We start from the raw sequence: 12,567 nt of genomic DNA on the forward strand, positions 1-12,567 counted from the left end.
CGTGGTCGTCAGCGATAGAAAATTCGTTATATAAAAGTCATTACCGGTTCTGGCAATATCAACTATACCCTTCATCTTTCACGTTGCAGGTGCGTTGGCTTTGTGACTCGGCCCAATCGCTTACTTGCGTAAGCTGGCCGGGATGCTCTCGTCCGCCGCCTGCCGGTAACTCGAAATTTATTGGGTATCGCAAACCACGAGGTGTCGGCCGAATCAATGGATTACGGCGGCCGGTTCGATTTTTCCTGGGGGGAATGGCTGATGAAAACAGCGGTGGCTTTACGTCATGTTCATTTTGAAGATCTGGGCATCCTTGAAACGCTATTGCCCGATTATGGTTATACGTTTCGTTATCTCGAACCGGCGGTCGATGATTTGTCATCGGTAAATCTGGCCGAGTGTGATTTGCTGGTGGTGCTGGGCGGGCCGATTGGGGCTTTTGACCATGAGAGCTATCCTTTTTTAAACGCGGAATTAGCGCTGATTCGCCAACGCCTGCAGAGTAAAGCGCCTATTCTGGGGATCTGTTTGGGCGCGCAGTTGATGGCGCGGGCGTTAGGTAAGCCCGTCGGGCCGATGGGGGTGAAAGAAATTGGCTTTAGCCCATTGACCTTAACCCCGGCCGGCGCGCACTCCGTGCTGTCATCGCTTGTCGGCGTGCCGGTTCTGCACTGGCACGGCGATCGTTTCGAGATACCGGCCGGCGCGCATTTGCTGGCGGAAACGCCGATTTGCCCCCACCAGGCGTTTGCGCTTGACGATTATGCGCTGGGGCTGCAATTCCATCTGGAGGTGACGCCCGAAAACCTTGCCCACTGGCTGGTCGGTCACGCCAGTGAACTGGGGCAGGCCAATATCGATCCGCGGGCATTGCGCGCCCAGGCCGCCGAGTACCGTGAGGCGCTCGCGCAAGCGGCGCGTCGGACATTCGGCGACTGGCTGTCGCGGCTGTAAAGGGACGGAATCCGGGATATGTCGTCTTGCCATACACGGTAAATGACGTTTGAAAAAAATACCGTAATCATTACCATGATTGCATCAGAGGAATAGACTGAGGCTAATGGATTTGGCGATATATACAACGAAGCTATTTGACCGGAAAATGAAAAAGGAAGATGTGACTGACGTTGATTTATGTCAGGCGGCGTCAGAAGTGATGAACAGTTGTTTCGAGGCGGATTTAGGCGGCGGCGTATTAAAAAAACGTCTGGCTCTACAGAGTGGTAAAAGTGGCGGCGCGAGATCCATCATCTTCTTCAAAAAAGGAAGTCATGTATTTTTTTTCGATGGTTGGAGAAAAAAACAAATCACCAAGAAAGGCGCAAAAGAGATCGAGGAAGATGTGCTCAACACTTATAAGGATTTCGCAGCAGTTTTTCTACAGTATGATGCAGCGATGATAACCAGACTGAAAAAAGCAAAGCAATTAAGAGAGGTAAATTGCGATGAGCGCTAACTTGAAAGAGCTACAGGCACTGGCGCAGGAACTGCATGAGCACGGCGCTATGCCAGACGAAACCATGTCCCGGATTAATGCACGCGTCAGATCGCGGGAACTTCGTGAGCGCATAGCCAGGGTTCATGTAATGACGGGAACGCAGATTAAATCCATGCGTGAACGTTACGGCATGTCGCAGTCAACGCTGGCTTACACGTTGGGGATGTCAGTCGAAAGCGTATCAAAGTGGGAGCGGGGAGAGATTCAGCCCAGCGGTCCGGCATTGCGTATCCTCAACACGATTGACGCCAAAGGCCCTGAAGTTTTTATGCTGTAATTTCCGAGCCGAATTCAAGGTCCCTTTTATGGGACTTTTTGATGGCGTTGAACGTAGGCTGGTTCTGACGCGCTAGCTCGTCAAACGATATAAAAGCGAATCCGCGCAAGAAAGCGTTTTCCGTGCCGCGTCATTTTTCACATCCAGGAACGATCCTGAATAAAAATGTACGTTAATGAACGAAATTATTTGTCTCCCCTTGGGATTGCCCGACGTTTACCTTCCTTTTTATGCCTGCCGGGAAAATAAATAACGCTTCATAAGGCGATGAATCATTGGCCTTATTAAATCGATCGCCTTATTGGTATCAGTTTTTCTTATCGACATTTCCCGGCGTTGGCACACCCCTTGCTCTGTTAATAATGTACTTGGATATGGCATGACTTGGCTGTTTAACACTACATTGAGTAGAGGTGTGTGATAATGCGTAAATTAGCGATTTACGGTAAAGGTGGGATTGGTAAATCAACCACTACACAAAATACCGCGGCGGCGTTGGCGTATTTCCATAGCAAAAAGATTTTTATTCATGGTTGCGATCCAAAGGCGGATTCCACGCGTTTAATATTGGGCGGTAAGCCTCAGGAAACGCTGATGGATGTATTACGCGATCAGGGCGCCGAAAAAATTACCAATGAAATGGTGGTAAAAACCGGCGTGTTTAATATTCGCTGCGTGGAATCCGGCGGTCCGGAGCCGGGCGTCGGCTGTGCGGGACGCGGCGTGATTACCGCCATCGATCTGATGGAAAATAATAAAGCCTACACGGAAGACCTGGACTTTGTTTTCTTCGATGTCCTGGGGGATGTGGTGTGCGGCGGGTTCGCCATGCCGATCCGCGATGGTAAGGCCCAGGAAGTGTATATCGTCGCCTCCGGCGAAATGATGGCGATCTACGCGGCCAATAATATCTGTAAAGGGTTAGTGAAATATGCCAAACAGAGCGGCGTGCGCCTCGGCGGTATTATTTGTAATAGCCGTAATGTGGATGGAGAAAAAGCGTTTCTTGAGGAGTTCACCGCCGCTATCGGTACCAAAATGATTCATTTTGTGCCGCGCGACAATATCGTGCAAAAGGCCGAGTTTAATAAAAAAACGGTAACGGAATTCGATCCTGAAGCTAATCAGGCAAAGGAATATTGCGAATTAGGCCGCAAGATTATTGAAAATACCGATCTGGTTATTCCGCGGCCGTTAACCATGGATCAGTTGGAGTCGATGGTAGTTAAGTATGGTCTTTCCGATTAAGTATACCCGTCATACTTCAAGTTGCATGTGCGTTGGCCACACTCAGTCACCCGAATCACTTACTTGAGTAAGCTCATCGGGGTTCCTTCGATTGCCGCCTTCCTGCAACTCGAATTATTTAGGGTATATCTAAGGTGAATAAAAGACCGTCTGGCCGTATTGATAATATTTATTCATTAAGCGTGGGGAATGTATTATGCCTTACCATGAGTTTGACTGTAGTAAATGTATTCCTGAAAGAAAACAACACGCCGTGGTAAAAGGTCCGGATGAGGATTTAACCTCGGCATTGCCGCTGGGCTATTTAAATACCATCCCCGGGACGATTTCCGAACGCGGTTGCGCCTACTGTGGCGCGAAACATGTTATCGGCACGCCGATGAAAGATGTTATTCACATCAGCCACGGTCCGGTCGGGTGTACTTATGATACCTGGCAGACCAAACGCTATATCAGTGATAACGATAATTTTCAGCTTAAATATACTTTTGCCACCGATATGAAAGAAAAACATATCGTATTTGGCGCCGAAGGGGTGCTGAAAAAAAATATTATCGAAGCGTTTGATGCCCACCCGACGATTAAACGGATGACCATTTACCAAACCTGCGCCTCGGCGTTGATCGGCGACGATATCGCCGCGGTGGCTCAGGACGTCATGGACGAGCGGCCCGATGTGGATATTTTTGTCTGTAACTCGCCGGGATTCGCCGGCCCCAGCCAGTCCGGCGGGCATCATAAAATCAATATCGCCTGGATTAATCAGAAGGTCGGTACGGTAGAGCCGAAGATAACCAGCGATCACGTGATTAACTACGTCGGCGAATACAATATTCAGGGCGATCAGGAAGTGATGGTCGACTATTTCAAACGCATGGGCATTCAGGTGCTGTCCACCTTTACCGGCAACGGTTCTTATGACGATCTGCGCGCCATGCACGGAGCGCATCTGAACGTACTGGAGTGCGCCCGCTCGGCCGAATATATCTGTAATGAACTGCGGGTTCGTTACGGTATTCCCCGGCTGGATATCGACGGATTCGGTTTTGGCCCGCTTTCCGATTCATTGAAGAAGGTGGGGCTGTTTTTCGGCATCGAAGATCGGGCGCAGGCGATTATTGACGAAGAAACGGCGCGCTGGAAACCGGAGCTGGATTGGTATAAAGCGCGGCTGAAAGGCAAGAAAGTCTGCCTGTGGCCCGGCGGCTCGAAGCTCTGGCACTGGGCGCACGTTATCCATGACGAGATGGGCGTCGAAGTGGTGTCGGTATACACCAAATTCGGCCATCAGGGGGATATGGAAAAAGGCATCGCTCGCTGTGAAGCCGGGGCGCTGGCTATCGACGATCCCAATGAGCTGGAGTCGCTTGAGGCGATGTACAAGCTGAAGCCGGACGTGATTTTCACCGGTAAAAGACCGGGCGAAGTGGCGAAGAAAATTCGTGTGCCTTATCTCAACGCCCATGCCTATCACAACGGTCCGTATAAAGGCTTTGAGGGCTGGGTGCGTTTTGCCCGCGATATCTATAACGCCATTTATTCGCCGATTCACCAACTGGCCCAACTGGATATCAGCCAGGATGAAATCCCGACCGAACAGGGTTTCGTCACCGCCCAAATGCTCTCTGATACCGGTCTGAGCGACGAGGTTCGCAATGCGCCGGATCTGCGTGAATACAGCGGCGGTTTTGACAGTGTTTCCAAGCTGCGCGACCGCGAATATCCGGTGTTCGCCGCGCAATCCGCCGTTGCGGCTGAAGAGTAAAGGGGGGCGTTATGGCTAATTCGGATGAGTCGAAGATTGACGCGATGGTGGACTACATCATGAAAAACTGCCTCTGGCAGTTTCATTCGCGGACCTGGGACCGGGAAAAGCAAAACGCCGGCATTCTGCTGAAAACGCAGCAGCTGCTGTGCGACGAACCGGTCGATCTGAGCACGCCGGCCGACCGCTGTTACTGGGTGGATGCGGTGGTGCTGGCCGATGCCTATAAAGCGCGCTTTCCCTGGCTGCTCGAAATGGATAAAGACGCGATTTGCGCGCTGATGAAGGGGCTGCATGAGCGGATGGATTATTTGACGATCTCGGGTTCGCTCAATGCGGAACTTACCGATCAACGCTATTAGAAGGTGGCTGAAATGTCTTGTGAATTGAAAACCAAAGATCGCGTCGGCGTCATTAACCCGATCTTTACCTGTCAGCCTGCCGGCGTGCAGTACGCCAGTATCGGCATCAAGGATTGTATCGGCATCGTGCACGGCGGGCAGGGATGCGTGATGTTTGTGCGTCTGCTTATTTCTCAGCATTTGAAAGAAAGCTTTGAGATCGCCTCGTCATCCGTGCATGAGGACGGAGCGGTTTTCGGCGCGCTGGACAGGGTTGAACAGGCGGTTGATGTCCTGTTGATGCGCTATCCCCATGTGAAGGTGATCCCGATTATCACCACTTGCTCAACCGAGGTTATCGGCGATGATGTGGACGGCGTCGTCATCAAGCTGAATGAAGAATTGTTGAAAGAGAAGTTTCCCGACCGCGAGATCCACCTCATTCCGATCCATTCGCCCAGCTTTGTCGGCAGCATGGTCAGCGGCTACGATGTGGCCGTCAGAGACTTTGTGAAATATTTCGCTGAAAAAAGCGAACCGAACGGCAAGCTGAATGTGATTACCGGCTGGGCCAATCCCGGCGATGTCACCGCGATTAAACATCTGCTGGCGGAAATGCAGATAGAGGCCACCGTGCTGTTTGAGATAGAGAATTTTGATTCTCCGCTGATGCCTTCCGGCAATACGGTTTCGCACGGCAATACCACCATTGAAGATTTAACCGGTACGGCGAATGCGCTGGGTACGATTGCGCTGAACCGCTATGAAGGGGGCAAGGCGGCCCGCTATCTGGAAGATAAATTCGGCATACCGACCATTATCGGGCCTTCTCCCATCGGCATCCGTAATACCGACACCTTTCTGCAAAATCTCAAGCAGATGACGGGGAAACCCATTCCGCCTGCGCTGGTGCGTGAACGCGGGATCGCCATTGATGCGTTAACCGATCTGGTTCATATGTTCCTCGCCGATAAACGGGTGGCGATTTACGGCAATCCCGATCTGGTCATTGGGCTGGCCGAGTTTTGTCTGGATCTGGAAATGAAGCCGGTGCTGTTGCTGCTGGGGGACGACAACGCCGGTTATGAAAGCGATCCGCGCGTGCTGGCGCTACAGGAAAAAGTCGATTACGGCATGGAAATCATTACCAACGCCGACCTGTGGGAACTGGAGAAACGCATTACCCAACAGTCGCTTAAGCTGGATTTGATCCTGGGTCATTCCAAAGGGCGCTTTACGGCGATCGATAACCAGATCCCGATGGTCAGAGTGGGCTTCCCGACTTATGACCGGGCCGGACTGTATCGCCATCCGGTGGTGGGTTATGCCGGCGCCATCTGGCTGGCCGAGCAGATAGCGAATGCGCTGTTCACCGATATGGAATACAAGAAAAACAAAGAGTGGATTTTGAACGTCTGGTAACGGCGGATCGCTATCATCTTCCCCGCCGCATGCGCCGGGGAAGATCGTTTTCCTCTTGGTTCGAACGGGGTGCTGTTATGTCGAAATATATTTTTGAAACAGATGAGAAACGGTTCACGCGCTGTTATCAGGATGCGCAGTGTTATCACCGGCGGGCTGAACTGTTTGCCGGGCAGCAACAGTCGCCCAGTCTGGTGTTTAATGTGGCCGCCATTGCCGTAGAGAACTATCTGATCGCCCTGTGCGCACGCTATGGCGAAATGCCGTTCAATCACAATTACAGCAGCTTGCTTGCCTCGGTGAATGAGGCGATGCCGGAGCCGTTGTCCCCGGCGCTCTGTGACGGCATTCGCTACCTGGACAATATTTTCGGTATCTGTTCCGTAGACAACTATCACCATGGCGCGCCGGACAGCAAGGATAAAGAGGCGATTTTAGCGATTTGCAACGCGCTTTCGATGCAGCTAAAAGCGGTGGCATAGCGCGCCGGTTTACTCTCGCAAAAAACAGACAGGAGCAAGCATGGTGTCCAGCAGCGCAACAATAATGGCGGAAGGCTTTCCTCACGGTGAGATGCGCCGGGAGGATCGGGAAATTACCGATCCGGCGGAAATCGAACAGATCATTCAGGCAGCAAAGGTCATGTATCTTGCGCTGTCCTGTGACGATCTTCCTTTTCTTGTTCCGGTGTTTTACGCCTGGGACGGCCATTCGCTCTATTTTCACTCCGCCAGGAACGGCAGCAAGATCGAAATCATGAAAAAAAATAATAAGGTCTGTTTCGCGATCTCGGTCGACCAGGGAATTATTGAAGATGAACTGGCCTGTAATTTTGAAGCCCGGCATCGCACGGTGATCGGCCTTGGCGAAACGGTGTTTATTGAAGATGAACAGGAAAAAATCACCGCGCTGGATCGCATTGTGGCGCGCTTCACTGACCGGGCATTCAGTTATCCGCCCGCCAATCTTAAATCCACCCGGGTGATACGCGTCGACATCCTTTCGCTGAAAGGGAAAAAACACGGCTTTTGACGCCGATAGCGAAAAAATTCAGGAGGCGAGATGAAAATTGCCGTTTTTATTAATCAGGATGGGGAGATCGCGCCGCTGTTCGAACCCGGCGGGGTACGGCTATTTTCCCGCTGCGATAATCGCTGGCAGGCGGTTGGCGAGATTTCCTATGCGCTGAATCACCAAATGTCATTGAGCGAGATCCGGACGCGCACCTTAACGCTGCTGGAAGAAATGCCTGGCTGCCATCACTTTGTGGCGCGGCAGATACAGGGCGCGTTGCTCGCCTGGTTTGACGGCATGGGCGTGACCATGTGGCAATTTACCGGCCTGCCGGAAGATTGCCTGGAGGTGATTTATACCGCGGTAAGGCAGGTTCAGCGGGCTCCTGCCGTTCCCGCCGCCGCAGAAACCTTCATTCAGACCAGCGCACGGGAAGGGGAATACCATATCGATCTGATTACCACGCTGGCGGGCGATGCCCGGCTAACCTCAAAACAGTTACTGATCCCTTTTTTACAATCCCGGCGCTTTACCCGACTGAGCGTTACCTGCGATCACCTGCCGAAATGGTTCGAGCAGCAACTGCCGGCGTTAAATCTGGCGGTTGAGGTCGAAAAGCAGCGGGGACATCTTTGCGCGGTGATCCATCCCAACGTCGTAAAGTAATATGCAATCGACCTATCCGCTTCGTTTGTACCAATAAGTACATTTCCTGACAAGCGTGTGTTGTTCGGAACACTTTCCCGGCATGATTTCAAACAGTGAATTAAAAACATTGATAAATCAAATAAATAAAATCGCGACATTCGTAGTGAAGATGGCTTTTATTTTGCAACAGTGTTTATCCAGCCTAAAAGCGGCGCGTAATCGGATCGGGCCGGCAGCGGAGGAAGAACAGGGGCGTTTAGGCAGGGAGGATGCATTCACGGTTGTCTCTTCCGGAGAAAAAGCCATGCGTAGCAGAAAAGAAAATATGATAGTCGCAGGCATTGAGCGGAATGTTTTAAAACCACTGTCGTTTACCTGTCTGCTGGGTGAGTGCCGTTCCGAGTTACTGCCGCTGCTTTCCGAAGTCAGTAAAGTCGTCAGCGCAGAAGGGTCGCTATCCAAGACCTTAAAGCTGGTGCTTGAGTTGATGAAACAGCACCTTCAGGTGACCCGGGCGATGATCAGCCTTTATGACGCCAGCTGCGATCAGATCTTTATCCATGAAAGTTTCGGCTTGTCTAAAGAAGAGGCCGAAAAGGGCGTCTATTACCCCGGCGAAGGCATTACCGGGAAAGTGGTTGAAGCCAAACAGCCGATTATTGTGCCGGATATCGCTGACGATCCCCGTTTTCTTAACCGTACCGGCAGCTGGGATAAAAACGAGGATCGTCATCTGTCGTTTATCTGCGTTCCCATTATCCGCGGCATGAAAGTCATGGGAACGATCGGTATTGAACGTCAATATAACAACGATCAACTGCTCTATCTGGATCTGGAAGTCCTGCGGATTATCGCCACCACCACCGCACAGGCCGTTGAGCTGCATCTGTTGGAAAGAGCGCATAAAAAGGTGCTCAGAGATCAGGATTCGCTGTTAAGGCGTACGCTGCGGGAAACCTTCAAACCCGCCAATATCATCGGTAATTCGCGGGTGATGCAATCCGTTTATCAACTGATAGAGAAAGTCAGCCACGCCCGCACCACCGTATTGATTCTGGGCGAGAGCGGCGTCGGCAAGGAGCGCGTCGCCAGTGCGATTCACTATAATAGCCCTTGCGCTACCGGGCCTTTTGTTAAATTTAACTGCTCCTCGCTGCCGGAGGGCATCATTGAAAGCGAACTGTTCGGGCATGAAAAAGGCGCTTTTACCGGCGCGACGTCACGGCGGGCCGGGCGCTTTGAAGAGGCGGACGGCGGCACCATTTTTCTGGATGAAATCGGCGAGCTGACGCCGCTGGCGCAGGCAAAGCTGTTGCGCGTATTGCAGGAGCGCTGTTTTGAACGCGTGGGCAGCAATGAAACCATCAAGGTGAACGTGCGTATTCTGGCGGCCACGCACCGCAATTTGCAGGAGATGGTCGCCAACGGCACGTTCCGCGAGGATCTGTTTTATCGCCTGAATGTTTTCCCGATCACCATTCCTCCGTTGCGCGATCGCGGGAATGATATTCTTATTCTGGCCGATCATTTCAATGCCCATTTCGCCAAAGAGCTGGGGATTGACGTTCCGACCATCGCCACGCCCGCCTTGAATCTGCTGTTGAGCTATAGCTGGCCGGGCAACGTGCGTGAACTGGAGAACACCATGGAGCGGGCCGTGCTGCTGGCGGATGAAGGCTTCATTCACAGCTACCATCTGCCGATTAATCTGCAACCGGTGATCCTGGGGGAAACCGTCACCGGCCTGGAAGCGCAGTTGGCGAGAATCGAGTACGACATCATCGTCGAATCACTGGCGCGCAATCAGGGAAATATTTCCCGCACGGCGGCGCAACTGGGTATGACCCGACGGGCGTTGAGCCTGCGGATGGAAAAATATCAGTTGAGCTATAAAGCGTACCGGAGCGGAAATTAGCGTATGGAAAATACCAAACGCGCCAGCCCCGAACAGGCGGAAGATGCGGTTTCGCCACGCGCCGGCGGCGGCAGATCGAAAAAGAAACCCCATTCGGTACATGAGGTTAGCCGCATTATTACCCATTCGTTCGCCATGAAGCGGGTGATGGAAAAGGTGGCGCGTTTTGCGCCGACGCTATCGCCGATATTGCTGCGCGGCGAACCCGGAACCGGTAAGGATGTCATCGCCAGGGCTATCCATGCACAATCGACGCGCCACCGCCGCGCGTTTATCAAATTAAGCTGTGATTATTCCAATGATGATCAGGCAATCATGGCGTTGCTGGGCAGTGATGAGAACGGAAACCAGCAGCAGGGAGCGATCTCTCTGGTTAACGGCGGCACGCTATTTTTAAGTGAAATCGGCCTGTTTTCGCTGCGCATGCAGAAGTCCCTGCTGCGCTTATTGCAGGAAAAAGAGTACATGCCGTTAGCGGGAACCCGGGTTTTGCCTTGCAAAATGCGGCTGGTGTGCGCGACGGAAAGGAATCTTGAACAGATGGTCGCCGCCGGCGATTTTTTGCCGGAATTATATTACCGGCTGCATGTCGCCACTATTGCGCTGCCGGCGTTGCGCGATCGTCAGGAGGATATTCCCGAACTGGTCAATTATTTTTTTGAACGATTTAACCGCGTGAACAACCTGAATATCTCCATGACGGAGGCGGCGCTCTCTCCCCTCTATTTATGTAACTGGCCCGCCAACGTGCGTGATTTAGAGAACTGTCTGGAATATGCCTCGCTGCACCGGGAAGGGGATATTATCAAACAGCTCCCTTGTCTGACTGAACGCTGCATGCGGCAGAAATTGAATCTGCAGATCAGCAACTATATTCAGAGCGGCGCCGGGGAACCCGCCGCGGCGCCAGAGCCGGTCGCCGCGGAATTTGATGCTCCGCTGCGCTGGGAGCCTTGCGCGACATTACCGCATGTCGTGATGCCGATAGCCGGCGGATCCAGCGGCTACGACCCAAGCGATGAGATTCGTCACCGCATCATCGCCGCGCTGGAGAAGAGCGGTTGGGTCAAGGCCAAAGCCGCGCGTTTATTAAATCTCACCCCTCGCCAGCTCTCTTACGCGCTGCAAAAGCTACAGATCGAAGTGAAAAAGTTTTAACGTTATGAGTTTGGTGACAAATCTTCTGGTTCTCACCCCACCCCGGCCCTCCCTTTCGCAGGGGCTGTCTCTTATGCACAAATGTAGGGACTATGACGGGTTTTGCCGTTTCGGCGTAAGAAATTATGCAGCGGTGGACTTGACCGCCGAGTGAGCCGCATGGATGCGGCGAGAGCCAGTGCCGCGTCGGGAACGCGTCATTGGCGGCTCGAATAGCGGTCGAGAACACCGATGGCACCGCGCAGCGGCATAATTCCCGCCGTAAGCCTGGGGTCACGGGGCGGGCGGCGCTTGAGCCGCCCCGTGTCGGGCGCGTGCGACGAGGTCGCATGAAAATGGCGGTATTGTGGCGCACGAAACTGTCTCCAAGTCTGCATAAAAATGTGACTAAGAGACAACTAACAAGGGGAAGCCGGGCCGGGTAATTAATAGCAATGTCGAACTTTGTTAACAGTCTCGTTATTCAACTTTGCCCTCTTCTGGAGGCGAACTACGTCATCTCAATGGCTAACGCAGGCGTTGTGGCGGCATATATCTCTGTATTGTCGTTAAATAATTAGCCGTAGCGTTTGAGGCTGGTTTATTATCTTCAGTATTGCGTATCTGAAACCCGGAGTCTGGAATACCCGGCTCCTTTTTTCTAAACGCATGAGTTTGATGGCAACGCCCTATACTTACTGAACGGTCTTCCCGCCTGCGGCCGGTGTTGTTTGAGATCCCCGCAGGGGCGAGGATGACGGACATAGGGCTATTTTGTCGTCAGCCTGGCAGTCGCCACGTTGGAAAACGGTACCCAAAGGTATCTGAGGTTTATGTGCAGTTAACACGTTTTACGGATTATGGTTTGCGGGCGCTGGTTTATCTGGCGTCGTTGCCGGACGAGGAAATGACCAGCATTTCAGAAGTGACTGAAGTGTACGGCGTGTCTCGTAATCATATGGTCAAAATTGTCCATCAACTTAGTCGGGCTGGGCTGGTTATGGCGGTGCGAGGTAAGAATGGCGGGATCCGTTTGGGAAAACCCGCAGAATCCATTCGGGTTGGCGATGTCATCCGTGAACTGGAGCCGCTCTCGTTAGTTAACTGCGGCGATGAATATTGTCACATCACACCGGCCTGCCGACTACAACGGATACTCAGTCAGGCGGTGCAGAACTTTCTGCATGAGCTGGACCAATACACGCTGGCCGATTTGGTCAAAGAAAATCCCCCACTTTACAAATTATTGTTGGTTGAATGATATCTGTTCAGCCTCCTGCTGATGACAACGGAGAAACCGCA

13 protein-coding genes are annotated in these 12,567 nt (G+C 52.3%); all 13 read left to right on the plus strand.

Going from position 1 to position 12,567, the window contains the following annotated elements; translation table 11 throughout:
• Positions 1-261: 261 nt before the first annotated feature.
• The 13 genes from ACN28R_RS00275 to nsrR all read left to right on the plus strand — a co-directional run bounded on the left by ACN28R_RS00275 (position 262) and on the right by nsrR (position 12,526).
• The gene (locus ACN28R_RS00275) at positions 262-954 is read left to right on the plus strand and encodes a glutamine amidotransferase (RefSeq protein WP_095835688.1); all 693 of its coding nucleotides are present in this window, start codon (positions 262-264) and stop codon (positions 952-954) included.
• Between the two features lie 106 nt (positions 955-1,060).
• A complete protein-coding gene (locus ACN28R_RS00280; RefSeq protein WP_095833254.1) occupies positions 1,061-1,456 on the plus strand; it encodes a type II toxin-antitoxin system RelE/ParE family toxin in 396 nt (131 codons plus the stop codon).
• Positions 1,446-1,775, plus strand: coding sequence for a helix-turn-helix domain-containing protein (locus ACN28R_RS00285; protein ID WP_095833255.1), 330 nt, complete (start codon positions 1,446-1,448; stop codon positions 1,773-1,775). Before ACN28R_RS00280 ends, ACN28R_RS00285 begins: the two co-directional genes overlap by 11 nt.
• Positions 1,776-2,195: 420 nt before the next feature.
• On the plus strand, positions 2,196-3,023 hold the full coding sequence (gene nifH, locus ACN28R_RS00290; protein ID WP_048639814.1) for a nitrogenase iron protein: 828 nt from the start codon (positions 2,196-2,198) through the stop codon (positions 3,021-3,023).
• A gap of 196 nt (positions 3,024-3,219) precedes the next feature.
• Entirely contained in the window at positions 3,220-4,788 is a 1,569-nt protein-coding gene (gene anfD / locus ACN28R_RS00295; protein ID WP_048637598.1) for a nitrogenase iron-iron protein, alpha chain, read from the plus strand.
• 11 nt (positions 4,789-4,799) lie between these two features.
• Positions 4,800-5,150, plus strand: coding sequence for a Fe-only nitrogenase subunit delta (gene anfG, locus ACN28R_RS00300; protein WP_048637599.1), 351 nt, complete (start codon positions 4,800-4,802; stop codon positions 5,148-5,150).
• A 12-nt stretch (positions 5,151-5,162) separates the two neighbouring features.
• Complete coding sequence (gene anfK / locus ACN28R_RS00305; protein ID WP_095833256.1) at positions 5,163-6,551, plus strand: Fe-only nitrogenase subunit beta; 1,389 nt, start codon at positions 5,163-5,165, stop codon at positions 6,549-6,551.
• 77 nt (positions 6,552-6,628) lie between these two features.
• Positions 6,629-7,033 (plus strand): hypothetical protein, encoded by a 405-nt coding sequence (locus ACN28R_RS00310; protein ID WP_048637601.1) that lies wholly within the window; start codon positions 6,629-6,631, stop codon positions 7,031-7,033.
• 40 nt (positions 7,034-7,073) lie between these two features.
• Positions 7,074-7,583 (plus strand): pyridoxamine 5'-phosphate oxidase family protein, encoded by a 510-nt coding sequence (locus ACN28R_RS00315; protein ID WP_231604115.1) that lies wholly within the window; start codon positions 7,074-7,076, stop codon positions 7,581-7,583.
• 30 nt (positions 7,584-7,613) lie between these two features.
• Positions 7,614-8,231: a Fe-only nitrogenase accessory protein AnfO gene (gene anfO, locus ACN28R_RS00320; RefSeq protein ID WP_095833257.1), complete on the plus strand. Its 618-nt coding sequence runs from the start codon at positions 7,614-7,616 to the stop codon at positions 8,229-8,231.
• Between the two features lie 286 nt (positions 8,232-8,517).
• Positions 8,518-10,128 (plus strand): sigma 54-interacting transcriptional regulator, encoded by a 1,611-nt coding sequence (locus ACN28R_RS00325; protein ID WP_082153028.1) that lies wholly within the window; start codon positions 8,518-8,520, stop codon positions 10,126-10,128.
• A gap of 3 nt (positions 10,129-10,131) precedes the next feature.
• Positions 10,132-11,286 (plus strand): sigma 54-interacting transcriptional regulator, encoded by a 1,155-nt coding sequence (locus tag ACN28R_RS00330; RefSeq protein WP_095833258.1) that lies wholly within the window; start codon positions 10,132-10,134, stop codon positions 11,284-11,286.
• Positions 11,287-12,100: 814 nt separating this feature from the next.
• On the plus strand, positions 12,101-12,526 hold the full coding sequence (nsrR, locus tag ACN28R_RS00335; protein WP_048637604.1) for a nitric oxide-sensing transcriptional repressor NsrR: 426 nt from the start codon (positions 12,101-12,103) through the stop codon (positions 12,524-12,526).
• Positions 12,527-12,567 lie beyond the last annotated feature (41 nt).

It is taken from the genome of Brenneria goodwinii (assembly GCF_002291445.1).
Lineage (GTDB): Bacteria > Pseudomonadota > Gammaproteobacteria > Enterobacterales > Enterobacteriaceae > Brenneria > Brenneria goodwinii.